Here is a 24710-nt window from a genome sequence, read left to right as displayed (position 1 = left end):
ATACTTCCTGCCTGCTCTCGCTGCAGCCGGAGACCATTTCAATCATCCGCCGATTTCGACCGCAAGGTCTTCGACGGCCGGCGCCTTATCGATCAGCCCGCTCTCCGCCAGGAACGCGCCGAAACGCTCGTAACGGCCTCTGTCCAGCGCAGCCGGACGCTTGGCAAAGCGCGGAAGGGTGTCGCGGAAAGCCTGGCGGTTGAGTTCGTCGTCGAGATCGGGATATGCCGCGAAGAACAGCGACCATGCTTCATCCGGATGATTGGTCAGGAAGATGCTGGCCTCCTCCACCGCCCGGAGGAATCGCCCCAGGCGATCATCGCTGGAGAGCTCCTTGTGGGCGATGAAGATCAACTCGTCGTAAACCGGCACGCCATGCTCCTCGGGAAAGAACGAGCGCGCCTCGCCTCCAGCGAGCCGGATCTGGGTCAGTTCGAAGTTTCGGAATCCGCCGACCGTCGCGTCGACCTGTCCCCCGAGCAGCGACGAGGTCAGCGCGAAGTTGACGTTGACGAGTTCCACCTCGTCGAGAGCCACGCCTTCGGCGGCGAGCATGCGCTTCAGCATGGCATCCTCGAAGCCGGAGACAGAGAAGCCGATCTTCCTGCCCTTGAGGTCCGCAAGCGTCTTGATGGGCCCATCCGCGAGCACCGTCACCGTGTTCAGCGGCGTCTCCACCAGCGTGCCGAAGCGGACGAGCGGCAGACCGGCCGCGTGGTCCAGATAGAGGTTCGGCTGATAGTGGACTCCGACATCCGCCTGTCTTGCCGCAACCAGTCGCGGCACGGAGGACGGATCGGCAGGCGGGATCAGTTCCACATCAAGGCCTGCCGCTTCGAACAATCCCTTCTGCTGCGCGACAATCATGGGGGCGTGGTCCGGGTTGACGAACCACTCCAGCATGACCGTCAGGCGATCGGCGGCGTGGGACGGTACCGGCCAGGCAAGCATGGCAGCGACGGCCCAGGAAAGAAAACGTATTCTCATGAATGTTTCTCCGGCTAACTATCTTGGATTGGTGTGGTGGACTTCCGGCGCCCATGGGGTGATGCGGGCTGTCGCGACATCGACCGCAAGCCGCAGCACAAGGGTGAGCAGGGCAAGAAGGACCATGGCGGCGAAGACGATGTCGGTCTGCATGCGGGCATTCGCCTGCACCATGACGAAGCCCAGCCCGGCCGACGCCCCGACCCATTCGCCGACCACGGCGCCGATCGGCGCAAGGGGAGCGGCAACGCGGAGGCCCGATATCAGGCCCGGCAGAGCCAGGGGCGCGCGGATGTAGCGAAGGGTCTGCCAATGGGTCGCCGGGGTCAGCGCAACGGCATCGAGGATCGCAGGTTCGGTCCGGCGGAGGCCATCAGCAAAGGCGGAGGCGACCGGGAAGAAGATGATGATCGTCGCCATGACGGCCTTGGAGGCGATCCCGAATCCGAACCACAACACAAGAATCGGCGCCAGCACGAAAACCGGCAGCCCCTGCAGCACCAGGACGGCCGGCCAGATCAGCCGGCCGGCACGGGGGAAGGCGGCAGCGGCAAGCGCCGCGAGCGCACCCAGAACAGCGCCACAGCCGAGCCCGATCGCGATCTCGGCGATGGTGACCAGGCTGTTGCGAAGCAGGAAACCGCCTTGCCGGACGAACGCGGCAAGGACATCCGCCGGCGGCGGCAGGATATAGGCCGGGGGATGGAAGAGCCATATGCCGGCCTGCCAGAGCACCAGCAGCCCGACGAGTCCCATCCCCATGTGGCGGGGTGGCATGGCTCGACCTAACGCATGGATGAGGCCGCTGGCGGGCGTCTTGTCCGAGGGCTAGGTCTTGAAGTGCATGGCATGGTTCGATCTCCCGACGTCAATCACGGAGATCCAGGCAAAGCGGAGAAGAGAATTGGCGCCGAAAAGGCCGTTTCCGTTCCTACGCCGGTATGACCCGGATCAGGTTCAAGGGTCCGGCTCACCGCCATCTCAGCACCGTTACGATGCCCCCCTCGGAATACCGCCATGTTTCATGAACCATGCGGACATGTCAATCCGGGTCCAAAGCCGACGCTCAGGCGGGCCGACTTTATTATGCCTCCATGCCACGGAGGTCGGCAGGCCCGCACTCGAAGGTCGGGCCCGCCTTCGCGGACAGCCTTACGCTGTTCCCCAGATCGTCTGGGCGGTCTTCACGACGAGCTCGAGCTTGCGCCGCTGGTCTTCCTCGGTGATCGCATTGCCGTGCTCGGTCGATGCGAAGCCGCACTGCGGGGCAATTCCCAGCTGATCCATGTCCACGTACTGGGAGGCCGCCTCGAACTGCTTGCGCAGCCAGTCGATCGATTCCAGTTCCGCCGTCTTCGTAGTGATGAAACCAGCCATGATTCGCTTCTTGCCCTTCGGCAGGAGCTTCAGCGGCTCCAGCCCGCCGGCGCGGTCGGTATCGTATTCCATGAAATAGATATCGACGCTGGTCTTGTTGAAGATGGCGTCGGCCGCTGCGTCGTAGCCGCCGGTGGCAGCAAAGGTTGAGCGGAAATTGCCGCGGCACATGTGCATGCCGATGACCATGTCGGACGGACGATCCTTGATCGCCTCTTCCAGCATCCAGGCATAGCGGTCGATCAACCAGTCGGGATCCTGCCCCATGGCCTTGCGCTGCTCGCGCTGCTTCGGGTCCCCGAGATAGGCGAAGAAGATATCGTCGAGCTGCAGGTAGCGGCAGCCGGCCGCGTAATAGGCGGCAACGGCCTGACGATAGGTCTCGGCGATATCCGCAAAGAGCACGTCGGGATCCTTGTATTCGGCAGGACGGACGTCGGCCGGGTCGGTGCGGAAATGCACGCAGGACGGACCGGGAATGGAAATCTTCGGGCAGACACTGGTGTGGTCTTTCACGAAGGTGAAGTGTTCGAGCATCGGGTGGTCCTTCGGGAAGCCGAGCTTGCCGTTGATCACCGGATGCACCGGCGGGATCTGCGTGCCATGGAACTGCACGCCCTCTCCGCGGGTCTCCATGTCCATGCCGTCAAGCATGCCCATGAAATCGAAATGCCAGAAGGCGCGACGCGCTTCACCGTCGGTGACAACCTTCAGGCCGACCTCTTCCTGCATCTTGATGAGTTTCGGGATCTCCGCGTCTTCGATGGCGCGCAGGGTCGCCGCATCGGCGCGGGCGGCGCGTGCCTCGGCAATCGGGCGCGGGCGAAGAAGACTGCCGACATGGTCGGCGCGGAAAGGTGGTGTCGGCATGCTGATCCTCCAGTTGATGTCGCGCATTCCGGACGGGATCAGAAGGATCGATCCTCATCCTCCGTGGCGACCGCCTTGCCGATACCACAGGATGAGCCGGAACCGGAGAGGAAATCGTGTCCTGTCCGACTGTTCCGTTTGCGCAGTCGCGATGTCGCGAAAGAACATCTCGGGACGGCTCCTCCTCTGCTAGCCTGCAGGTGTTCGGCGCCGCACCAGTTGTTGCATCGAACGGAGAATGACCGGCCCAAAGTCGATACGGAGCGACTTGTTGCGGTGGGCGATCGGGCGACGGCGCCAACAGGCGACCGATGCGCAGCTAAGCCATCCAACGGTCCCGCAAAGGGATGAAGAACATGGATGTGCGCGACGACATGCTTCGCCGGCTCAAGGCGCGAGCCGACGGATTCAGCCTTGAACAGCCCTTCTATATCGATCCCGATTTCCATCGGGTCGATCTCGAGGAGATCTGGTACAAGGACTGGCTGTTCATCGGCCATGATTGCGAAATTCCCCGCGCCGGCAACTACTTCACCGTCCAGGTCGGCGACTATCCCGTCGTGATCGTCAGGGGCAAGGACGGCGTCATCCGTGCATTCCACAACACCTGTCGCCATCGCGGCCATCGCGTCTGCACGCAGGAACGCGGGGCATCTGCACGGCTCGTCTGCCCCTATCACCAGTGGACCTACGATCTCGATGGCTCGCTGGTCTTCGCGCGGCAGATGGGCGAGGACTTCGACAAGGCACAGTTCGGGATGAAGCCCGTCCCCTGCGAGAGCGTCGCCGGCTATATCTTCATCTGCCTCGCCGCAACGCCCACCGATTTTGCACCGGTACGCGCTTCGATTGAGCCCTACATGAAGCCGCACCGGCTGTGGGAGGCCAAGGTCGCCCATCGCAACACGATCATCGAAAAGGGCAACTGGAAGCTCGTCTGGGAAAACAACCGGGAATGCTACCACTGCGCCAGCAACCATCCGGAACTCTGCCGCACCTATCCGGAGGCACCGAGCGCCACTGGCGTCCAGGGGGCCAAGGACGATCCGGTCATTGCAGAGCATTGGGCACGCTGCGAGGCGGCCGGGCTGCCGAGCGAATTCCGGATCGACCCTTCGGGCCAGTTTCGCACCGCCCGCATGCCGCTGATCCAGGATGCTGAAAGCTACACGATGACGGGCAGGAGAGCCGTCCGCCGGCCCTTATCGGACGAAGTGATGACCTCGCATATCGGGACCATGCTGCTCTTCCACTATCCGACGACCTGGAACCACATCCTCGTCGACCACGCGATCTCCTTCCGCGTCCTGCCGCTATCGGCGGAGGAGACGGCGGTCACGACGACGTGGCTCGTGCACAGGGATGCAGTCGAGGGAGTGGATTACGATCTCGATGAACTGACGCATGTCTGGAACATGACGAACGACCAGGACCGGCGGATCGTCGAGGAGAATGCCTTCGGCATCCGCTCACCCGCCTACGAGCCCGGTCCCTATTCGCCCGAGCACGAGGGCGGGGTCATGCAGTTCGTCGAATGGTACACGACCTTCATGACAAACCGCCTGCAGGGTGGGGCGGCGCCGCTTTCGGCGGTGGCATGAGATGAACATGGTGCAGCCGACCTATCGCCACATCGACGAGATGCACCCTTGGTCGGACCGGGAACACCGGCTGGAATGCGTCGCCGTGACGCCGGAAGCTCCCGACGTGATGACCTTCACCTTCCGGCCCGACCGGCCGGGCGTCTGGTTCCGCTACCTCCCCGGGCAATTCGTGACCCTGGAGATCCCTGCGAGACCGGAGCCACTGATGCGGACCTACACGCTGTCCTCCAGTCCCTCTCGGCCGTACACGGTTTCAGTCACCGTGAAGGCACAGAAGGGATCGCTCGGCACGCGGTGGATGTTCGACAATCTGCGGCCGGGCATGGCGCTGAAGGCCCTCGGGCCACAGGGCGACTTCTCCTATGCCCGCCATCAGGGCGACAGATATCTCTTCCTCTCCGCCGGGTCCGGCATTACGCCGATGATGTCGATGACGCGTGACCTTGGCGACCGGTCGCCCGACAGCGACATCACCTTCCTCCATTGCGCCCGCTCGCCCGACGACATCATCTTTCGCTGGGAGCTGGAGGCGCGGGCTCGCGACATGCCGCAGTTCACGCTCGGCCTGATCGTCGAGCAGTTGTCGCGCGGACAGCTGTGGTCGGGACTGAAGGGGCGTATCGACAAGGCAAAGATCGCGCTGCTGGCGCCCGATTTCCTCGACCGCACCGTCTTCTGCTGCGGGCCTGAGCCATTCATGGCGACCGTTCGCGAGTCGCTGTCGGGGGCGGGCTTCGACATGGCCAATTATCACGAGGAGACATTTCACCCGGTTGCGCCGCCACCGCCGAACGCCACCGTCGACCACCATGGCGGTGTGGAGCCGACCAGGATCTTCTTCTCGGCCTCTGGCAAGGAGGGCGCCTGCGAGCCGGGCCACACGATCCTGCAGGCGGCGCGCGCCGCGGGAGTACGTGTCGCCGCAGCATGCGAATCCGGCCTCTGCGGCACCTGCAAGGTTCGCAAGCTCGCCGGCGAGGTCGAGATGAATCACAATGGCGGCATCCTCGACGACGAGATCGATGATGGCTTCATCCTCGCCTGCTGCTCCCGCCCGATGGGCGACGTGGAGATCGAGGCCTAGCCTGCGTGCTTGCACGGGTGGCAAGGCGTGCTGCCGCGGGCCGCCGGAGGGGCGGACGGCGCGCCCGCGTTACCAACACCGCACGAAATAGGTTGACGTCGAAGTCTGTGGCTTCAAAGTCGGTCGTGACGGGCTGCACAATGCGCTCGATCCGCGCGAGGCATGACAGACACAAGGACTTCATGACATGACCGAATTCACCACCCGTCCCGAAATTCTCGGCACCTTCGGCGTCTTCACCTCGACCCACTGGATTGCCTCTGCGGTCGGCATGAGCATCCTCGAGAAGGGCGGCAATGCATTCGATGCGGCTGCGGCGGCCGGTTTCGTGCTGCAGGTCGTCGAGCCGCACCTGTGCGGACCCGGCGGAGACATGCCGGCCGTCATTTATTCGAAGAAGCGCGACAGGATCGAGGTCATATGCGCCCAGGGGCCCGCGCCGAGAAGGGCCACGATCGAGCACTACACCGCAGAAGGGCTGCGGCTGATCCCCGGCGACGGACTGCTCGCGACGGTCATCCCCGGCGCGTTCGACGGCTGGATGCTGATGCTTCGCGACTATGGCACCATGTCAGTCCGCGACGTGCTGGAACCCGCCATCTACTACGCCGAGCACGGGCATCCCGTACTGGCGCGCGTCTCCGCGACGATCACGGGCATGGCAACATTCTTCGAGAAGGAGTGGCCGACATCCTACCAGACCTGGCTGCCGCGCGGCTCGGCTCCCGAGCCTCTCTCCAACTTCCGGAACCCGGTGCTCGCCGAGACCTGGAAGCGCATCATTGCCGAAGCGGAATCCAGGTCAGGTCGCGAGGAGCAGGTCCAGGCGGCGCGCGACGCCTTCTATCGCGGCTTCGTCGCGGAAGCGATCGGCCGATACCTGGAGACCGCAGAGGTGATGGACGCCAGCGGGCAACGTCACAAAGGAGTCCTGACGGCGGAGGACATGGCAGGCTGGGAAGCAACCATCGAGGAGCCTCAGACCTACGACTACCACGATTGGACGATCGCCAAGACCGCCGCATGGGGACAGGGCCCGGTGCTGCTGCAGTCGCTGGCACTGTTGAAGGATTTCGACATCGCGTCGATGGATCCGGCCGGCCCCGATTTCGTGCACACCCTGGTGGAAGCGATGAAGCTCGCCTTCGCCGACCGGGAAGTCTACTACGGCGACGTCAACTTCTCCCCAGTGCCGATCGACCATCTGCTGTCGGACGCTTACAACCGCGAGCGCCGCAAGCTGATCGGGGCGCAGGCGTCACATGAACTGCGCCCGGGGCGCGTTCCCGGCTACGAAAGTCAATACGACCTCACGCTTGCCATGCTCGACGAGATGAGCGGCAAGGGCGCCGTCTACGAGCCGACCATGGCACACCTGTCGGAGAAGCGGGGCGACACCGTCCACATCGACGTCATCGACCGGTGGGGCAACATGGTCTCGACGACGCCATCCGGTGGCTGGCTGCAGTCGTCACCGATCGTCCCCGGCCTCGGCTTCGCCCTGAATTCGCGCGCGCAGATGTTCTGGCTGAAACCCGGCCTGCCGACATCGCTTGCGCCCGGCAAGCGGCCGCGCACGACCCTTACGCCGTCGCTCGCCCTTCACGAAGGACGGCCCACCCTTGCTTTCGGCACTCCCGGCGGAGACCAGCAGGATCAGTGGCAGCTGCCATTCTTCCTCCGCTATGTGCATCACGGAAAAAACCTGCAGGCGGCGATCGACACGCCTCTCTTCCACACGTCGCACTTCCCAGGCTCCTTCTATCCGCGCACGAGTTCGCCGGGCGGGATCATGGTCGAACGCAATATCGGCGCGGATGTCCTCGACGAGTTGCGGCGCCGCGGTCACAAGGTCACCGCAGCCGACCCGTGGACGGTGGGACGCCTGACGGCTGCAAGGCGTGATGCGGACGGGCTCCTTCGCGCAGCGGCGACACCACGGCTGATGCAGGCCTATGCCGTAGGAAGATAGTCGACGCGGACGACTTCACCAGCACAACCGCGGTAACACAGTTGCCTGAGGCCTCAGGGGTCGGTCCTGCGCATCCTCGGGGCGCTGCCGATCAACTGCCGGGTGTAGGCATCCTGCGGGCTGCCGAACAGGGCCTCCACGGGCCCCTGTTCCACCACCCGTCCCGAGCGCATGACGGCGACCCGGTCGGCTATCGCCTCCACCACCGCGAGGTCGTGGCTGATGAACAGGTAGGACAGGCCGAACTTCTGCTTCAACTCCTGCAGGAGCAGCAGGACCTGCGCCTGCACAGAGACATCGAGGGCGCTGACCGGCTCGTCCAGGATGAGGATCTGCGCCTCGGCCGCGAGCGACCGTGCAATGGCGATACGCTGCGCCTGTCCGCCCGAGAACTCGTGAGGATAGCGGCTCAGGGTGTCGGCCGGCATCTGGACCGCATCCATGAGGTCCGCCATCCGCGCCCGCCGCTTGTCTGCGCCGTAGCCGCTCAGCAGTTTCAACGGCGTCTCCAGGATCTCGCCGATCGTCTTGCGCGGGTTGAGCGAGGCGACCGGGTCCTGGAAGACGTATTGGACAACCTTACCGAAGGCGCGCGCACCCTGCCGACGCAATTTACCCGCGTCTTGACCCGCAATCATCATGTCGCCCGCGGTCGGCTGTTCGAGCCCAACCAGCATACGGGCGAGCGTGCTCTTGCCCGAGCCGCTTTCGCCCACAACCGCAAGCGTCTCTCCGCTCCGCAGCGCGAGCGAGACACGGTCCACCGCCGTCACCATGTGGCGCCTGCCGCCGAACAGCGAACGACCGCCTCCGAAGGTCTTGATCAGGTGGCGAACCTCGAGCGCCTTCTCCGTCATGCGCGGTTCTCCGGCCGGAAGAGTACCGATACGCGTTCCAGGAAGGTCTTTCCCTGCCCGATCTCCGGAACGCAGGCGATCAGCCGCTTCGTGTAATCGTGCTGGGGATTGGCCAGCAAGGCCCGTGTTTCGCCCATCTCCACCACCGCACCGTCCTTCATCACGGCGACGCGGTCGCATATCTCCGCCACCACGCCGAAATCATGGGTGATGAACAGAAGCGCCATGCGCCTTTCCTTCTGCAGGTCCCTTAGCAGATCGAGGATCTGCGCCTGGACCGTGACATCCAGCGCCGTGGTCGGCTCGTCGGCAATGATGACATCCGGATCATTCGCGAGCGCCATGGCAATGCCGACCCGCTGGCGCTGCCCGCCGGAAAGCTGATGGGGGAAATGCCTTGCCCGCTCGCCGGCCTCCGGAATGCCGACCCGCTCGAGAAGCGCGATGCTGCGCTCCTGAAGGGAACGGCGGTCCAGCCTCTGATGGGCGGCGATCGCCTCCTCCACCTGCCGGCCGATGGGATGCATCGGATGCAGCGTCGTCAGCGGATCCTGGAAGATATAGGCAACCCGGCTTCCACTGCAGGCAATCAGCTTCGTCTCCGGCATGGCGAGGACGTCCTCCCCATGGAGGTAGATTGCGCCGTTGCGAATGATTCCGGGCGGAGAATTCACGAGCCCCATGACAGACAGTGCCGTCACGCTCTTGCCCGACCCGCTCTCGCCGATCAATCCCAGGCACTCGCCCGGCCGAAGGTGAAGCGAGACGTCCTTAACTGCGGCCGAATAGTGCCCGTTGCGGGTGAAGCCTGTTTCCAGCCCCTGGACATCCAGAACGGCATCCGGCTTGCCGGACGGCGGCCTTGCGCGAGCGGGATCGACTGTCGTGCGCGGTCCCGGGCGAAGAAGCGCACCCGATCGCAGACGTGGGTCAAGCACGTCGCGGATGCCGTCACCTAGGACGTTCAAGCTGATGACGATCAGGAAGATCATCACCCCCGGAACGACGGAGACATGCGGCGCCGTGAAGAGCTGCGCCCTGCCTTCGCCGAGCATCGAGCCTAGGTCCGCCTGGGGCGGTTGGGCGCCGAGGCCGAGGAAGCTGAGGCCTGCCGTTTCCAGGATCATCCATCCTGCGGTCGTCGACATGGTGATGACGATCACCGGCAGGACATTGGGGAGGATCTCGGTCGAAAGGATGGAGACATGACCCTTGCCGGACAGACGTGCTGCATCGACAAACTCCGCATGCGACAATGCCTGGGTGACGCCCCGGACGTTGCGGGCGAAGAAGGGGATGTTGACGACTGCGATCGCGTAGAGCGCGTTCATCAGCCCTGGCCCGAGCACCGCAACGATTGCAAGCGCCAGAAGGATGTAAGGAAAGGCCATCAGCATGTCGATGCCGCGCATCATTAGGTTGTCGGTGCGGCCGCCCGCATAGCCGGAGACGAGGCCGATTGCCGAACCGATCACCGCCGCGACCAGCGTCGCCGAAAAGCCGACGGTCATGGAAACGCGACTGCCCCAGATGAGGCGGCTGAGGATGTCGCGCCCCAACTCGTCCGTGCCCAGAAAGTGGCCCTCGGCGAGGACCGGTCGCAGCCGCTCCGCGGGCGCCGTCGCATTCGGATCGGGCAGCGGAAGGATCGGTGCCAGGAGCGCGACCAGCACGAGCATCCCCAGCAGGCACAGCCCGATGGCCGCAAGTCGGTTATTGAGGAGCAGGCTCCAGGAGGAAATGCGCTGCGACCCCGCCTTCGGCGCCGGCACCACCATCAGACTGTCGGTCATGAGCGGATCCTTGGGTCAAGCATAGTTTGCAGAATGTCCGCCGCGAGGTTGAAGAGGACATAGCTCGCTGCGACGACGAGCACCCCGCCCTGGACCAGGAGTATGTCGCGCGTGGAGATCGCGTTGACGAGCATGGCGCCGATCCCGGGCCACTGGAAGACCGTTTCGATGTAGACGGCGCCGCCGAGCACGAAGCCGGCCTGGATCCCGATGACCGGGATGACGCTGACGAGCGCGGCACGAAAGGCGTGGCGGTAGATGACCTGCCGTTCCGGTACCCCCTTGGCACGCGCGGTGCGCACGAAATCCTGGCGGAGCACCTCCAGCATGGCAGCGCGCGTCAGCCTGGCGATGACACCGGCGGCGACAACGGCAAGGGTTGCTGCGGGCAGGATCAGATGGAGCAGAAGGTCCTTCAGGTCACCGCCTCCATAAATCGCATACATGCCGCTTGCCGGCAGCAACCGCCACTTCACAGCGAATAGCAGAATGAGGATCAGGCCGAGCCAGAAGGACGGCATGGATATGCCGGCGAGCACCAGGAAGGTGATCACCCTGTCGGCCCAGCCGAACTGGCGGACCGCCGAGACGACACCTGCGAGAAGGCCGATGACCGAGCAGAGGATGAGCGACACGCCGGCAAGGGCAAGCGTCGCCTGGAACCGTTCCAGCACCTCGTCGAGGACAGGACGATTGAGGGCGAAGGAGCGACCGAAATCTCCCTGGAGGACATTCCCGATCCAGATGAAGTACTGCTGCACCAACGGCTTATCGAGCCCAAGATCACGATTGATGCGCTCTACATTTTCCGGGGTGGCATAGGCGCCGAGTATGGCAGTCGCCGGATCGCCGGGGATCATCGACATCACCAGGAAGACGATGACGGAGAGGCCGAGTAGAACGGGAAAGACCGAAAGCAGCCGCTTGGCGACATAGGCAGGCATGAGCAGCCTCCGAAAAGGTTTCGCCGGTCCCCGTCCGGGGACCGGCAAAGGCAGGGACTGCTACTTGGTGACGTCCTTCAGGTGCAGCAGGAACGACGGCTGGAGCTTGAAGCCTTGCACGGCTGCGGTCGTCACCGCGTTCTGAACCCAGTTGGCAACGAAGAGCCAGGGCGCATCCTCATGGACGATCTCCTGCACTTTCGCATAAAGCTCGGCACGCTCAGCCTGGTCGGTGGAGGTCCGGGCCTTGGCCAGCAGCTCGTCAACCTCCGGGTTGGAATAGTAGCCGGAGTTGAAGCCACCATACTCCGGCGAGGCCTCGGTGCGAAGCGTCAGATAGGGCACCGTGTCGGGGTCGTTGGTCATCCAGGCCATCTCAGCCATGTCGGCCTTGCCTTCCAGCCCTTCGTTCACCCGCCCCAGGAACGTATTCCATTCGTAGCTCTCGATGGCGACATCAAAGCCGACGGCCTGCAGGTCCGCCTGTATGGCGGCCCCCATGGTGACGGGGTTGAGCATTCCCGACCCGCCCTCGGTCACGTAGAAGGTGATCTTCGGATTTTCGACGCCTGCCTCGGCGAGCAGCTGCTTCGCTCGCTCCGGGTCGTGTGGGTAGGGCTCCACAGAGCTTTCGACCCAATTGAAGGCGGGCGGGATCGGCCCCGCGGCAACGGTGGCGGTGCCCTGAAGCACATCGTTGACGAGGGTTTCCTTGTTGACGGCATAGTTCGCAGCCTGCCGGACAAGCTTGTCGGCGAACGGGCCCTCCTTGGTGTTGAGGATGGCGAACCACACATGCGGGCCGGCCTGCTCCACAACATTCAGGTTGGCGTCGGAGCGGAATGACGCCAGGTTGTCCGGCGGCACTTCCACCATGATGTCGATGCCGCCTGCCATCATTTCCGCGATGCGCGTGTTGGCATCGGTGATCGGTCGAAAGACAACTGCCTCCAGCGCCGGAGCGCCGTCCCAATAATCGTTGTTGCGTTCAGCAGCCACGAGTTGGTTGGACTTCCACTCTGCGAACTTGAACGGCCCGGTTCCCGACGGATTGCGTCCGAAATCCTTGCCATGCTGCTCCACCGCGGCCGGCGAGACGATCAGGCCTGTCGGATAGGCGAGGTTGGACAAGAAGGGCGCGAAGGGTTCGTTCAGCTTGAACTCGACGGTGCTGTCGTCGATGACGTTGACCGCCTCGACAGCCGAGAAATTGAAGGACAGCGGGAAAGGTCCCGTATCGTGGAAGGGATGGTCGTCCTTCAGCATCCGGTCGAAGTTGAACTTCACCGCCTCGGCATTGAACGCAGAGCCGTCATGGAACGTAACGCCTTGCCGGAGCTTGAAGGTATAGGTCTTCCCGTCATCGGAGATCGTCCAGCTCTCCGCCAGCGCGGGCTCCACCTCGAGGGTCCCATCCTTGTAACGGACGAGCCCGTCATAAAGGTTGACCAGGATACGGAAGTCATTCGTTGCAGTAACCGCATGAGGATCGAGCGACTTCGGCTCGGCGATCTGTCCGACGACCAGAACATTCGGGGGTGTCTGCGCTGCCGCCGAAACGCCAAACAGCGCAAGCACGGCGACAACGGCCGCGCGGTGAAACAGCCTCTTCATGGGGAAGATCCTTTCGATTTGGCCCGTTTGGCAGGTAACTTAACCCCGGGATCCCCGATGGCAAGGCTGAAGCGTGCACGGGCGGCCGACGGAACCACCGCCGCGAGCGCGCCGCCAACTCGAATTGTCGCTTTTGGGTGTTGCCAGACCAGTTCGCCAAGGAAAGCCGGCGCGACCATGATGGCCGCTAGGGGACGGAGAATTCTTGCGCGCGGATATATAGGGTCCTGAGTCCACCCACGTGGTTGGCGGCGAAGGCCTTCAGCGCTCCGTCCTGTCCGGTCTGCTGATACTCCTCGATCAGCTGGATCATGCTTTCGAGCGCCAACACCTGGGCCGAGAAATAGGCGTTGCTGAACTGCTCCTCTGCTGCCGTCTCGAGAGCCTGAAGCTTATTCTGATATTCCTGAGACAGTTCCGGCGAGGGATCCAGGCCCTCCTGTCTGATCGCCTCCACAAGCTCCACCCCAAACCCCTGCCGCATCTGATCCGTTACCGTCTGGGCGAAGGTCTTGACGAATTCCTCCTGTCCGCGAGACGCCGCAACCTCTGCCGACTTCAGCACGAAGTTGCTCAGGCTGGTCAGACGGTCCGCGAACATCCGCTTCTCGTCCTGCTGGACAAAAGCCGGCGCGAGGCCAGCCGGCAGGAACAGCAGGACAAGCATCAATATGCCGGGGAGCGACCTGTACATCCGAATACCTTCCGTTGGGACCGATCGCCATCGCGCCCGCGATCCAAGGCGCAGGCGCACGGAGCAAACCGGATCGACCCTCCGAAGTTCCATCAATGGGCACAGCCTCCGCCAGCGAGCGTTTCGGCGCTACTGATCATGGCTATGTCGATGGGGCCGCTCGACCGAAAGAGGCCGGTTCAGCCGGAGATCAGCCGTGGCAGCCAGAGCGAGATCACCGGAAAGGCAATCAACAGTGCCAGCCGCACAAGCTCGCCCAGGAAGAACGGGGCCACACCCTTGAACGTCTGGCTCATCGGCACGTCCTTCGCCAGCGAACTGATGACAAACACGTTCATCCCCACAGGCGGCGTTATCAATCCGAGTTCCACGACGATCAGCGCCAGGACGCCGAACCAGATCTTCACGTCCTCTGTCGGCATGCCGAAGTCGAGTTCGCTCACCACCGGCCAGAAGAAGGGCATGACCAGCAGGATCATCGACATCGAATCCATGAGGCAGCCCAGGACGATCAGCGCCAGAAGCAGCAGGATGAGGATCACCATCGGCGAGAGACCGGAATTGACCATCATCTCTGCCGCAGCCTGGGGCACGCCGCCCCGGGACATGAAGATCTTCAGGAGTTCGGCACCGAACAGGATCAGATAAATCATCCCGCTGGTTTTCGCCGTCTCCAGCAGCGCCCAGCGATAATCGGACAGGCGCACGCCACGCCTGATTGACCCGTAGAGCGCCACCAGGGCGACACCGACGGCCGCAGCCGGAGTCGGATTGTAGAAGCCGACATAGATGCCACCGATGACGATGACGAAGATGCCGAGAACGGGAACGACCCCCAAGGTGGCCGAAATCCACTCCGACCAGGAAATCCTGTCTCCGGCCGGACCGGAATCCGGCACGACCCGCACGTAGATTGCGATCACCAGGATGAAGATCACGACGGCAATCAAACCGGGGAACAGTGCGGCGGCGAACATGGAGACGATATTCGCCTCGACAATGACCGCATAGACGACAAGAACGACCGAAGGCGGGATCAGGATTCCCAGAAGGCCGCCAGCCGCCAGCGTGCCGGTCGCCAACGCGCCGGAATAGCGGTACCGCTTCAGCTCGGGAAGGGCCACCTGGCCCATGGTGGTGGCCGTCGCCAGCGATGAACCGCAGACGGCGCCGAACCCCGCGCAGGCGGCAATGGCAGACATTGCGACGCCACCGCGCATACGCCCGAACCAGGCGTTGGCGGCGCGGAATAGGTCCTGCGACAGGCCAGCCCGGGTGGCGATGTAGCCCATCAGCACGAACATCGGGATGACCGACATGTCATATTTGGAGAACTGGCTGAAACCGAGCGTCTTCAACTGGTTGAGAAGCACCGCGTGGCCGTTCAGGGCGACGGTCCCAAGCGCGCCGACAAGGATCATCGCATAGGCGATCGGCATCCGTATGCCGATCAGGATGACAAGCGCTGCAAGGCCCACAAGCCCGAGTAGGAGACTCTGATCCATGCGTTAAATACGTTCCTGCTGTGGGTGAGCGATGTCGCGATAGCTCTCAGCCAGCGTCACCACCGACGCCAGGACAAGGAGCAGGAGGGAGATGACGATCGGGATGAAAGCGTAGCCGATCGGGATCTGCAGGATAGCCGTCTGATAGTCATACTCGAACTGGTCGAGGGTTCCGATCCAGGTTCTCCACGCCATGATGGCGGCGAATACCAGCGCCACGAGCGCGGAGAGCAAGATCAGCACCGCACGCGAACGCTGCTTCAATCCGGATGTGAAGATATCCGCGGTGACGTTGGCATCGGTCAACTGACAGTACGGCAGGAAACAGAAGACACCGACCGCCACACCCAGCTCGGTCAGTTCGAAGTCTCCCGGTAACGGGTTGCCGAACGCACCCGTGATGACGCTGATCGTCTGAATGGCTACCACCAGGAGAATGACGACGCCACCGGCGAGCGCCCAGGCGGTGATGATGCGGTGGGTGAGGCCTTTCAGCCCCACCCCCATGTTGCCGGCTCGTCCGATCGCCATCGTCTACTTGGCCGAATTGGCCGAGATCAATTCCCGGGCCTTGCTCACCAGGGTCGCGCCGTCGATCCCCTTGCCATCGACCTCCTTGACCCAGCGATCAACGACCGGCTCAAGAACCGTCTGGAAGGCTTGGGTCTCTTCCTCGGTCAGCTGGATGTGGGTGTTGCCGGCGTCGGTCGCGACCTTGATGCCGCCGTCGTCGATCTTCCGCCAGATATCGGCCGCCTTCGCCAGCCACTCCTCGTTGGAGTTATCGATGAATGCCTTCTGGACATCCTCGGGCAGCGAGTTCCACTTGTCCAGGTTCATCGAGACCTGGAAGATCGTGGTGCCGAAGCGGGTCATGTCGTGACCCTCGACCTGATATTCGGTCTGATCCTGGAGCTTCAGGGCCGGGATGATCTCCCACGGGATCAAGGCACCGTCGACCACGCCCTTGGAGAAGGCCTGCGGGATATCCGGAACCGGCATGGCGGCCGGCGCCGCGCCGAGGGCTTCGATGACCCATGCGCCGGTGCGGGTTGGAATGCGCATCTTCTTCCCGGCCAGATCCTCCGGCTTGCGGACTTCGTCCTTGACCATCTGGATGGCCTGGCCTGCATGGCTGTGCAGGAACATCACCTTCACGCCCTTGTACTCTTCGGCAAGGTGCTCGTCGAACATCGCGCGAATTGCCAGATTGGTCGCCTTGATGTCATTGGTGTGGATGAAGGGAAGTTCGAAGACTTCCGTGCGCGGGAAGAGCCCCGGCGTGTAGCCATTGACCGTCCAGATGAGGTCAACGACGCCATCGCGAACCTGGCTGATCAGTTCCGGAGGGGCGCCGCCGAGCGACATCGACGGGTAGATCTCGATCTTGACCTTGCCGCCGCTGGCTTCCTCGATCGACTTCGCCCAGGGCTCCAGCATCTGGGTTTGGGCGGGCGATTTTGGGCCCAAGAAATGATGGAGTTTGAGGGTAAATTCCTGCGCGAGCGCCGAAGCGCTCAACGCGGTCGTGGCCATGGCCGCCACCAGCAGTGTCTTCAAGGTTTTCATTGGCATTTCCTCCCTGTTTAGCCTCTGAAGCGCCGGCATTGCCGGCATGTTATCACGCCACCTGTATGTCTAGCAGTGCGGTGCGCTTGTTCTGCATCACCGCCATGACCGCAGCCTCCAGGGCCGCAGGCAGATCGGCACGTTCCGTGACCTTCCGTCCCCATGCATTGCTGGCTTCGGCAATCTTGGTGAAATCCGGACTGGGCGAAAGCCCGGTCAATGGCATCTGGTTTGCTTTTGCCGCATAGCCGTCCGGATACATCATCGCAACAGATTGCCGCACCGCTCCCCATTCCGCATTGTTGAGGATCAGGATCAGCACGGGAATATCGTAGGCTTCCATGATCTGATGGCAGGCCACGGGATTGGCGAACATGTAGGATCCGTCGCCCAGCGTCGCGACCACCAGTCTGTCGGGTTGAGCAAGCTTCATTCCCATTGCGCAGGGCAGAGACCAGCCAAGGCCGCCGGAATGCGGTTCCTGGTACCATGCCTGCGCGTGATCAAGCGTCATCGGAGCGAGCGGACATCCGAGTTCGGACAGCACTGTCGCCTCATGTGCCTTCAAGGCTTCGGACAGGCACCAGGCCACATGGACCTTCGTCATCCGCGGCCCGTCTTCGTCGCGCGCAACGGCAATCTCCGTTTCGCGCTGCTGTGTCAGTCTTGTCCGCAAGGGCCTCGCCCGCACTTCACGGCCCGCCGGATCGGGATCACCCAGCTTTTCCATCGCAGCGGCCAGCGCGACCAGACCGGGCGAGGTTTCCGTCGCGATCGAGAGATCGGAGCGGAAGTTGCGCACCGGGAAGCGGCTGAAGAGCGGGTTGGGGCCGAGATGAATGATCTTCGCATCGGGCCGCGGCGAATGGATCTCCGGCATCCACGGCGCCAGCGCGTCTATGACAAGGACGACATCCGCGTCCTTAAGCCACGGAGCCGGATCGGCCCCTGCCCACATGGGATGACTGGTCGGCAGGCCGATCTGCGTCGCCCAGTAATGGACCACGGGAATGGAGAAGCCGTCTGCCAATCGCGAAAGCGCTGCGAAGCCCTCGGCGTCACCTGCACCGCGTTGCACGAAGATGACCGGCTTCCTCGCACCCACCAGCCATTCCGCCGCCTGACTAATATCGCTCGCCGAGGCTTCGACGCGCGCGGGCATCATCGTCGGCGTTGCGGCGGTTGCGGATGCATCGATCGTCTCGCTCAGGACTTCGCGCGGCAGGCTGAGATAGACCGGACCCTTCGGCGTGGAGTTCGCAATGGCGTGGCCGCGGTCCAGCATGTCCGGGACCTGCTCGGGAAACCGCAGTTCGTAGTCCCACTTGGCGGCCTCCCGCACGAGTGCGGTCTGATCGCGCATCTCCTGACCCCAGCCGATCGGAACCGTACGCGCACCGAAGCGGCCTTTCTCCACGGTCGGTGTCCGGCCTGACATGAGAAGCATCGGAACGTGATCCGTGGCCGCATTGAGCGCACCGATCGCGCCGTTGGCGAGGCCGACATTGGTGTGCAGGATGACGGCCTGCGCCTTGCCGGACAGGAAATAATAGCCATGGGCCATGCCCATGGCTGCATGCTCATGCGGAATGGTGATGGCCTGCGGCAGCGCAACGCCAGACGCTGCGGCTTCGGCCAGGCCCTCGATGATGGGCGGGAAATCAGTCCCGGAATTTGCGAACACGTAGTCGACGCCAAGCGTCTTCAGCCGGCTGAAGATAACACTGCCGGCTACCACCTGCCCATCGCCACTCCTCAACGCATCCACCCAAGCCCTCCGATCTGCTTGACATTTCACATGATGAAATACTAATTTCAATATCACGCTGTTTTGCACGTTCTGTCAAGCAGCTTCCAGCAAGTTTGCAGGAACGGTCAGGACCCCATGAGTACGCCCCTCAACAACTCGATCCTCAAGGCAGTCAGCATCCTCGACCTTTTCGACGACAAGAGGCAGGAACTGACAGCACGAGATGTGGCTGAACTTGGGGATATGAACGGCATCACGGCTCATCGGCTCTTGCGAACGCTGGCCGAAGCGGGCTTGCTGACCTCACCCCGAAAGGGCCAGTACCGACTTGGAAGCAAGCTGATCGACTACGGAGAAAGGGCCAAGAGCTTCAGCCGCCTGGCAGCCCAGATTCAGCCCTTTCTCAATGGGCTGGCCGCCGAGACCAAGGAAGGTGCAATGGCAACGACCTTCGATGGGTCGGTCATCACCTGCATCGCGGCCGCCCATTCCGACCAGACCTTCAGCTTCAATGCGCGCGTTGGCGCCCGCATGGAGGCTTATGCGACAGCCAACGGCAAGCTGTGGCTGGCCATGTCCGAGCCGGCCATGCTCAAAAGCTACCTGAACGCCACGGATCTGGCGCCGCTTTCGGCAGACACCGTCTCTGATCCTGACGTTCTGTCACAGGAGCTGGAAACCATCCGCCGACAAGGCTTTGCCACGAACTACGGCGAGCGAGAGACGGGGCTCTCGGCCATCGCCGTCCCAGTCAAGACAGCGGCCGGCCACATGGTGGCGGGCATTTCCATATTCGGACCGTCCGCCCGCCTGACTGCCGACCGCCTGGCAAGCCTCCTGCCACTCCTGCAATCGACCGCCGCCAAGATCAGACAAGTTCTCTGATTGGTCTGCAGGCGTAAGCTAGCGCTTTCATTTGGCACCCGGAGTGCAGCGGTCAGTCAGAGATCGGGAAGGCAAAACCGGCTTTCACGCGGTCCATCACGACCATGGTCTTGAACCCCTTGATGTCGTGGTTCTCGTAGAAGAACCGGCGGGTGAAGGCTTCATAGTCCTCCATGTCCTTCGCGGTGATGACCAGGATGAAGTCTGCATCTCCGGTGACATAATAGCCGATCATCACTTCCTTCGTGGCCCGGATCGCGGCCTTGAACCGGTCGACGATGTCCGCCCGTTCGCGTTCAAGGGAGACGAGGACGATCATCGTGATGCCGCGTCCGGCGGCCTTGGGCGAAACGATGGATACGTCGGCCTCGATCACGCCTTCCTCACGCAACCGCTTCAATCGCCGCTGGCAGGCAGTCGGTGAAAGATTGACGATCTGCGCCAGTTCGTCCGACGTCAGTCGGTTGTTCTTCTGAACGGCTTCAAGCAGAGCCCGGTCAGCTCTATCAAGCGGGGTCATGCAGAATTCCTGCGTCTATGGCTGAAGTAAGCCGAATTCCTGCACCGCCTTGCTTGGCGACGCAGCGTCTGGATCTTCGTCCGAGACTAGACTGCGTGTAAACCCCTGGAGGCCCCATGGAAGGCATCGCTATTGCTGCCCTGAAAAACCTGCGCCGACCGGATCTGCTCGAAAGCCGCGCCTTCTTAAATGGCGAGTGGATGGAGCGCCGCGAGACCCTGCACGTCATCGATCCGGCGACACAGGAACCTCTCGCCGACGTCGCTGCCTGCTCGCTGCAGGATGCTGACGCCGCTGTGGAAACAGCGAGACGCGCCTTCCTCGACTGGCGCGACAGGCTGCCGGCTGCACGTGGGGAGATCCTGCGGACCTGGGCCAGGCTGATGCGGGAGAACGCGCAGGACCTTGCCGTCACCATGACCTGCGAACAGGGCAAGCCGCTGGCGGAATCCCTGGGCGAGATTTCCTATGCGGCCAATTTCCTCGACTGGTTTGCCGCCGAGGCCGAGCGCGCCTACGGCGAAACGATGCCCAGCCATCTGCCCGGCAGCCGCCTTTCGGTGCAGATGCAGCCTCTCGGCGTCACCGTCGCCATCACGCCATGGAATTTTCCCTCCGCCATGATCACCCGCAAGGCCGGCGCCGCTCTCGCGGCCGGCTGCACGATGATCGTCAAGCCCGCGCCCGAGACGCCGCTTTCGGCGCTGGCCCTGGCCAAGCTCGCCAAGGAGGCCGGTGTGCCGGCGGGCGTCTTCCAGGTTCTCACTGGCGAGGCTGCACCACTTGCCCGCCGGCTCCTGGAAAACACCGAAGTGCGGGCATTTTCGTTCACCGGCTCGACGGAGGTCGGGCGCCTCCTGCTTACCCAATCCGCCGCGACGGTGAAGAAGGCCTCGCTGGAGCTCGGTGGCCATGCCCCCTTCATCCTGTTCGACGATTTCGAACTTTCCAGATCCGTCAGCGACTGCATCCAGGCGAAATTCGCTACGTCCGGCCAGGACTGCCTGGCCGCCAATCGCATCTACGTCCAGCGCAGCATCTACGATCGCTTTGTCGAGCAGTTCGCGAAGGCGACCTCCCAGCTTAACGTCGGGCACGGCCTTGAACCTGGCGTCGATATCGGCCCGATGACGCGCCCGTCGGTCGGGGAAAAGTGCCGCCAGCAGATCGCGCAGGCTCTTTCAACCGGCGCCCGTCTCGTCTGCGGGGGGCAGGACAGCCCACTCGGCGGCAACTTCGTCACGCCCACCGTGCTTGCCGATGTCACCGACGACATGCTGATCGCACGGGAGGAGACTTTCGGGCCGGTGGCCGCGATCCTTCCCTTCGACGACGAGAAAGAGGTGCTGGCGCGTGCCAATGCCAGCGAAATGGCACTCGCAGCCTATGTCTACACGAACGATCTGGGCCGCGCGATGCGTCTCACCGACCGGCTCGAATACGGGATGGTTGCCGTCAACACACCCAAGTTCACCGGCGCGCCGATCCCCTTCGGGGGCTGGAAGCAATCCGGCCTTGGCCGTGAGGGATCACGCCACGGTCTGCTGGAATATCTCGAGGCAAAATACGTCTGCTTCGGCAACCTCGCTGCATGAAAGGAGCCTCCCCCATGACCATGAACCTCAACCAGATCGCCGAGATGGACCGCCACTCGGTCCTGCATCCCTTCACGCAGCTCAAGGACTTCGCCTCCGGCAAGATGGGCGACCCGACCATCGTTGAGACCGGCAAGGGCATCCGTATCCAGGATGCACACGGCAAGGAACTGATCGACGGTTTCGCGGGGCTCTACTGCGTCAATGTCGGATACGGCCGGACGGAAGTCGCCGAGGCCATTTCGCGCCAGGCCTACCGCCTCGCCTATTACCACTCCTATGCCGCCCACACGACTGATGAACTGGCGATCCTCTCCGATCGCCTGGTGAAGATGGCACCGGGCAAGATGAGCAAGGTGTTCTATGGGATGTCCGGCTCGGACGCCAACGAGACCCAGGCCAAGCTCGTCTGGTACTACAGCAACCTGCGCGGCAAGCCGAACAAGAAGAAGATCATCTCCCGCGAGCGTGGCTATCACGGCTGCAGCGTCGTTTCCGGCTCCATGACCGGTATGAGCTTCTATCACGACCACATGGACCTGCCGCGCGCCGGCATTCTCCATACCGGAGCACCACACCATTACTGGGGCGGGGAAGCAGGCGAGACGGAGCAGGAGTTCTCCAGGCGCCGCGCAGATGAGCTCGAGGCTCTGATCCTGCGCGAGGATCCGGATACTATCGGTGCCTTCATCGCCGAACCCGTTCTCGGCACCGGAGGCATCACGCCGCCGCCGCAGGGCTATTGGGAGGAAGTGCAAAAAGTCCTCAGAAAGTACGACATCCTGCTCATCGCCGACGAGGTCATTACCGGCTTCGGGCGCACCGGCTCCATGTTCGGATCGCAGCATTACGGCATCGAACCCGACCTGATCACCGTCGCGAAGGGACTGACCTCCGCCTATTTCCCGCTCTCGGGGGCAATCGTCGGCGAGAAGGTGTTCAAGGTCTTGGAAGACGGCGCCGACCGCGTCGGCGCATTCTCCCATGGCTATACCTATTCGGGCCACCCAATCGGCGCCGCCGCGGCAAACGCCGTCCTCGACATTGTCGAGAAGGAGGACCTTCCGGGCAATGCCCGCACGGTGGGCAGCTATTTCCAGGAACAGCTGAAGGCGAAGTTCGCACAGCTTCCGATCGTCGGCGAAGTACGCGGCGTGGGACTGATGGGCGCGATCGAGTTCGTCGCAGACCGAGACAAGAAGACACGCTTCAAGCCGAACCTAACGGTCGGAGCACGCGTGTCGAAGGCGGCGCGCGAGCGCGGCCTCATCGCCCGCGCCATGCCGCATGGCGACATCCTTGGCTTCGCACCGCCGCTGGTGACGACGAAGGCCGAGGTCGACGAGATCGTCTCCATTGCCGAGGCCGCGGTTCGTGCCGTCATGGACGATCTGGTGCGAGCCGGCGAAGTCGTTTGACCTAGCCGGATCGACGGCCTTTGCCTTAGGTCACTGCTGGTCTCGTCTACAGCACCGAGCCTATGCGGAAGGCAAAGGCACCACGAGACTTGCATAGTGCTTCATCTTTTGCACTGAAGCATGCATAATGTCATGAAATCATGTTCTCGAATAACGAGTCAATTTCATGCGTCGCCAAGCCAATCCGCTCGCCACCGGTCCAGTTCTCGCGACGAGACCAGTGGCGTGGCGGCCGGACCTCACTAAGCAGAAGGGTGTGACGAAGCACGCGGCGCTGACCGAGCGCATCATCGCCGACATCGATGCCGGCGTGCTGAAGCCGATGGATCGCATGCCGACGCATCGCGACCTGGCGCGCGATCTCGGTCTTTCCGTCCAGACCGTCAGCCTATCCTACAAGGAAGCGGAACGGCTGGGTTTTCTTAGCGGCGAGATTGGCCGCGGCACCTTCGTCAAGGCGCGGGTGACCGACCGCGCCGGGCGGATGATGCTCGATCACAGCCCCAACGAGGTGCTCGACCTTTCCATTATCCGCGGGGTCTATCTCGACGAGCATGAGGCGGCCTGCCGCGAGATCTTTCACGAGCTTGCCGAAAGCGACACTGCAAGCTTCATGCGCCCCTGCCGGCCGATTGCCGGCCTTGACCGGCATCGCGAGACGGCGCGCCTCTGGCTGCGCAGACTGGGCGTCACGGCCGTTGCCGATCGCATCATCGTCACCAATGGTGCAGCCCACGGTGTCTTTCTCGCGCTGAGCTGCGTCGTGCGCTCGGGCGACGTCGTGCTGTGCGAAAACCTGACCGATCACGGCATCATCGGCCTCTCCAACGTCCTGGGCTTCAGCCTGAAGGGCCTGCCCACGGACAGCGAGGGCATCCTGCCTGACGCGTTGGAATCAGCCTGTGAGGCCGGCGGCGTCCGCGCCATGGTGCTGGTCCCGACCCTCAACAATCCAACGGGACACGTCATGGGGGCCGCAAGGCGGCAGGAGATAGCCGCCATTGCCGCACGCTACGGCATCTTCGTTGTCGAGGATGAAGTCTGCCGTCCGATGGTCGATAAGGATCTCCCGTCGATGGCAGAAATGCTGCCGGAGCTTGGCTTCTTCGTCACCAGCTTTACCAAGACCGTGCTGACGGGGCTGCGCGCCGGCTATCTGGTCGTCCCCCCGTCCTATTCGATCCGCGCTGCGTCGATCCTGCGCGTGTCGAGCTGGAGCGGCAACTATCTGAGCGGCGAGATCGCGACCCGATGGATCGAGAACGGTACGGCCCAGAGGCTGCTTGAGATCCAACGCAGGGAAGCCCGTGCGCGCCAGTCCGTCGCGGCTACAGTCCTGGGTCACCATGTCGCCTCCAGTCATCCGCTCTCGCTTTGCGCCTGGCTAAAGGTTCCGGCTCACTGGACCGAGGACGGGCTGGTGCGCGCACTCGCCAACCAGAATGTCGCCGTCTCGCCGTCGGAACCTTTTATCGCCGGCCCCGGCCACGGCGGCGGCATCCGCATCTGCCTTGGCGGACGGATGAGCCATGCGACCCTCAGCAATGCACTGACGACCGTGCGCAACACCTTCGAGCAACTGCCGCCCGTCTACGACATTGGATCCATCGGATGACGCTAGTCATGAATCATTGAATCATGACAATATAATAATTGACATGATTTTTCTTCG

20 protein-coding genes and 1 riboswitch are annotated in these 24710 nt (G+C 63.0%); of the genes, 7 read left to right on the top strand and 13 right to left on the bottom strand.

Annotated features, from left to right (window positions below; all coding sequences use genetic code 11):
• Window positions 1–42: 42 nt before the first annotated feature.
• The 3 genes from NT26_RS18715 to NT26_RS18705 form a co-directional block, all read right to left on the bottom strand.
• Window positions 43–987: an ABC transporter substrate-binding protein gene (locus NT26_RS18715; protein WP_052640964.1), complete on the bottom strand. Its 945-nt coding sequence runs from the start codon at window positions 985–987 to the stop codon at window positions 43–45.
• A gap of 18 nt (window positions 988–1005) precedes the next feature.
• Window positions 1006–1764 (bottom strand): ABC transporter permease, encoded by a 759-nt coding sequence (locus tag NT26_RS18710; RefSeq protein ID WP_052640962.1) that lies wholly within the window; start codon window positions 1762–1764, stop codon window positions 1006–1008.
• Between the two features lie 134 nt (window positions 1765–1898).
• A riboswitch (TPP riboswitch) is annotated at window positions 1899–2002 on the bottom strand.
• A 137-nt stretch (window positions 2003–2139) separates the two neighbouring features.
• Window positions 2140–3234 (bottom strand): 5-methyltetrahydropteroyltriglutamate--homocysteine S-methyltransferase, encoded by a 1095-nt coding sequence (locus NT26_RS18705; protein WP_052642378.1) that lies wholly within the window; start codon window positions 3232–3234, stop codon window positions 2140–2142.
• 356 nt (window positions 3235–3590) lie between these two features.
• Here NT26_RS18705 and NT26_RS18700 point away from each other — a divergent pair, with 356 nt between their 5' ends.
• The 3 genes from NT26_RS18700 (at window position 3591) to NT26_RS18690 (ending at window position 7894) form a co-directional block, all read left to right on the top strand.
• The gene (locus NT26_RS18700) at window positions 3591–4835 is read left to right on the top strand and encodes an aromatic ring-hydroxylating oxygenase subunit alpha (protein WP_052642376.1); all 1245 of its coding nucleotides are present in this window, start codon (window positions 3591–3593) and stop codon (window positions 4833–4835) included.
• Between the two features lies 1 nt (window position 4836).
• Window positions 4837–5922, top strand: a complete 1086-nt coding sequence (locus NT26_RS18695) for an FAD-binding oxidoreductase (protein WP_052640960.1) — start codon at window positions 4837–4839, stop codon at window positions 5920–5922.
• A 187-nt stretch (window positions 5923–6109) separates the two neighbouring features.
• Window positions 6110–7894: a gamma-glutamyltransferase family protein gene (locus NT26_RS18690; protein WP_052640958.1), complete on the top strand. Its 1785-nt coding sequence runs from the start codon at window positions 6110–6112 to the stop codon at window positions 7892–7894.
• A 53-nt stretch (window positions 7895–7947) separates the two neighbouring features.
• Here the strand turns inward: NT26_RS18690 and NT26_RS18685 are convergent, their stop codons facing one another.
• From NT26_RS18685 to NT26_RS18645, 9 genes are all read right to left on the bottom strand, one after another.
• The gene (locus tag NT26_RS18685; protein ID WP_052640956.1) at window positions 7948–8751 is read right to left on the bottom strand and encodes an ATP-binding cassette domain-containing protein; all 804 of its coding nucleotides are present in this window, start codon (window positions 8749–8751) and stop codon (window positions 7948–7950) included.
• On the bottom strand, window positions 8748–10544 hold the full coding sequence (locus tag NT26_RS18680) for a dipeptide/oligopeptide/nickel ABC transporter permease/ATP-binding protein (protein WP_052640954.1): 1797 nt from the start codon (window positions 10542–10544) through the stop codon (window positions 8748–8750). Before NT26_RS18680 ends, NT26_RS18685 begins: the two co-directional genes overlap by 4 nt.
• The gene (locus NT26_RS18675; protein WP_052640952.1) at window positions 10541–11488 is read right to left on the bottom strand and encodes an ABC transporter permease; all 948 of its coding nucleotides are present in this window, start codon (window positions 11486–11488) and stop codon (window positions 10541–10543) included. The genes NT26_RS18680 and NT26_RS18675 overlap by 4 nt, the downstream gene beginning before the upstream one ends.
• A 60-nt stretch (window positions 11489–11548) precedes the next feature.
• Entirely contained in the window at window positions 11549–13102 is a 1554-nt protein-coding gene (locus NT26_RS18670) for an ABC transporter substrate-binding protein (protein WP_052640950.1), read from the bottom strand.
• A gap of 187 nt (window positions 13103–13289) precedes the next feature.
• The gene (locus tag NT26_RS18665; RefSeq protein WP_052640948.1) at window positions 13290–13796 is read right to left on the bottom strand and encodes a DUF4142 domain-containing protein; all 507 of its coding nucleotides are present in this window, start codon (window positions 13794–13796) and stop codon (window positions 13290–13292) included.
• A 179-nt stretch (window positions 13797–13975) separates the two neighbouring features.
• Window positions 13976–15301 (bottom strand): TRAP transporter large permease, encoded by a 1326-nt coding sequence (locus tag NT26_RS18660; RefSeq protein WP_052640946.1) that lies wholly within the window; start codon window positions 15299–15301, stop codon window positions 13976–13978.
• A 3-nt stretch (window positions 15302–15304) separates the two neighbouring features.
• Entirely contained in the window at window positions 15305–15832 is a 528-nt protein-coding gene (locus NT26_RS18655) for a TRAP transporter small permease (RefSeq protein ID WP_082077770.1), read from the bottom strand.
• Window positions 15833–15835: 3 nt separating this feature from the next.
• Window positions 15836–16870 carry a TRAP transporter substrate-binding protein gene (locus tag NT26_RS18650; protein ID WP_052640944.1) on the bottom strand — a complete coding sequence of 345 codons (1035 nt, stop codon included), beginning with the start codon at window positions 16868–16870 and terminating at the stop codon, window positions 15836–15838.
• Between the two features lie 52 nt (window positions 16871–16922).
• On the bottom strand, window positions 16923–18638 hold the full coding sequence (locus NT26_RS18645; RefSeq protein ID WP_052640942.1) for a thiamine pyrophosphate-requiring protein: 1716 nt from the start codon (window positions 18636–18638) through the stop codon (window positions 16923–16925).
• Between the two features lie 117 nt (window positions 18639–18755).
• Here NT26_RS18645 and NT26_RS18640 point away from each other — a divergent pair, with 117 nt between their 5' ends.
• Window positions 18756–19505 carry an IclR family transcriptional regulator gene (locus tag NT26_RS18640; RefSeq protein WP_052640940.1) on the top strand — a complete coding sequence of 250 codons (750 nt, stop codon included), beginning with the start codon at window positions 18756–18758 and terminating at the stop codon, window positions 19503–19505.
• Window positions 19506–19557: 52 nt separating this feature from the next.
• On the opposite strand, the gene NT26_RS18635 is transcribed toward NT26_RS18640, so the two are convergent.
• Window positions 19558–20025: an Lrp/AsnC family transcriptional regulator gene (locus NT26_RS18635; protein ID WP_052640938.1), complete on the bottom strand. Its 468-nt coding sequence runs from the start codon at window positions 20023–20025 to the stop codon at window positions 19558–19560.
• Window positions 20026–20141: 116 nt separating this feature from the next.
• Between NT26_RS18635 and NT26_RS18630 the strand changes: the two genes are divergently transcribed.
• From NT26_RS18630 to ehuR, 3 genes are all read left to right on the top strand, one after another.
• A complete protein-coding gene (locus tag NT26_RS18630) occupies window positions 20142–21620 on the top strand; it encodes an NAD-dependent succinate-semialdehyde dehydrogenase (RefSeq protein ID WP_052640936.1) in 1479 nt (492 codons plus the stop codon).
• 14 nt (window positions 21621–21634) lie between these two features.
• On the top strand, window positions 21635–23038 hold the full coding sequence (locus NT26_RS18625) for an aspartate aminotransferase family protein (protein WP_052640934.1): 1404 nt from the start codon (window positions 21635–21637) through the stop codon (window positions 23036–23038).
• Between the two features lie 166 nt (window positions 23039–23204).
• Window positions 23205–24653 (top strand): MocR-like ectoine utilization transcription factor EhuR, encoded by a 1449-nt coding sequence (gene ehuR, locus NT26_RS18620; RefSeq protein WP_052640932.1) that lies wholly within the window; start codon window positions 23205–23207, stop codon window positions 24651–24653.
• Window positions 24654–24710: the final 57 nt, after the last annotated feature.

It is taken from the genome of Pseudorhizobium banfieldiae (assembly GCF_000967425.1).
Classification (GTDB): Bacteria; Pseudomonadota; Alphaproteobacteria; order Rhizobiales; family Rhizobiaceae; genus Neorhizobium; species Neorhizobium banfieldiae.
The sequence above is the reverse complement of the archived record's forward strand: the minus strand, read 5'-3'. Positions and strand labels throughout refer to the sequence as shown.

Coding starts and splice junctions, on each gene's coding strand:
- NT26_RS18715 (WP_052640964.1), bottom strand. CDS start 987: ATGAGAATACGTTTTCTTTCCTGGGCCGTCGCTGCCATGCTTGCCTGG.
- NT26_RS18710 (WP_052640962.1), bottom strand. CDS start 1,764: ATGCCACCCCGCCACATGGGGATGGGACTCGTCGGGCTGCTGGTGCTC.
- NT26_RS18705 (WP_052642378.1), bottom strand. CDS start 3,234: ATGCCGACACCACCTTTCCGCGCCGACCATGTCGGCAGTCTTCTTCGC.
- NT26_RS18700 (WP_052642376.1), top strand. CDS start 3,591: ATGGATGTGCGCGACGACATGCTTCGCCGGCTCAAGGCGCGAGCCGAC.
- NT26_RS18695 (WP_052640960.1), top strand. CDS start 4,837: ATGAACATGGTGCAGCCGACCTATCGCCACATCGACGAGATGCACCCT.
- NT26_RS18690 (WP_052640958.1), top strand. CDS start 6,110: ATGACCGAATTCACCACCCGTCCCGAAATTCTCGGCACCTTCGGCGTC.
- NT26_RS18685 (WP_052640956.1), bottom strand. CDS start 8,751: ATGACGGAGAAGGCGCTCGAGGTTCGCCACCTGATCAAGACCTTCGGA.
- NT26_RS18680 (WP_052640954.1), bottom strand. CDS start 10,544: ATGACCGACAGTCTGATGGTGGTGCCGGCGCCGAAGGCGGGGTCGCAG.
- NT26_RS18675 (WP_052640952.1), bottom strand. CDS start 11,488: ATGCCTGCCTATGTCGCCAAGCGGCTGCTTTCGGTCTTTCCCGTTCTA.
- NT26_RS18670 (WP_052640950.1), bottom strand. CDS start 13,102: ATGAAGAGGCTGTTTCACCGCGCGGCCGTTGTCGCCGTGCTTGCGCTG.
- NT26_RS18665 (WP_052640948.1), bottom strand. CDS start 13,796: ATGTACAGGTCGCTCCCCGGCATATTGATGCTTGTCCTGCTGTTCCTG.
- NT26_RS18660 (WP_052640946.1), bottom strand. CDS start 15,301: ATGGATCAGAGTCTCCTACTCGGGCTTGTGGGCCTTGCAGCGCTTGTC.
- NT26_RS18655 (WP_082077770.1), bottom strand. CDS start 15,832: ATGGCGATCGGACGAGCCGGCAACATGGGGGTGGGGCTGAAAGGCCTC.
- NT26_RS18650 (WP_052640944.1), bottom strand. CDS start 16,870: ATGAAAACCTTGAAGACACTGCTGGTGGCGGCCATGGCCACGACCGCG.
- NT26_RS18640 (WP_052640940.1), top strand. CDS start 18,756: ATGAGTACGCCCCTCAACAACTCGATCCTCAAGGCAGTCAGCATCCTC.
- NT26_RS18635 (WP_052640938.1), bottom strand. CDS start 20,025: ATGACCCCGCTTGATAGAGCTGACCGGGCTCTGCTTGAAGCCGTTCAG.
- NT26_RS18630 (WP_052640936.1), top strand. CDS start 20,142: ATGGAAGGCATCGCTATTGCTGCCCTGAAAAACCTGCGCCGACCGGAT.
- NT26_RS18625 (WP_052640934.1), top strand. CDS start 21,635: ATGACCATGAACCTCAACCAGATCGCCGAGATGGACCGCCACTCGGTC.
- ehuR (WP_052640932.1), top strand. CDS start 23,205: ATGCGTCGCCAAGCCAATCCGCTCGCCACCGGTCCAGTTCTCGCGACG.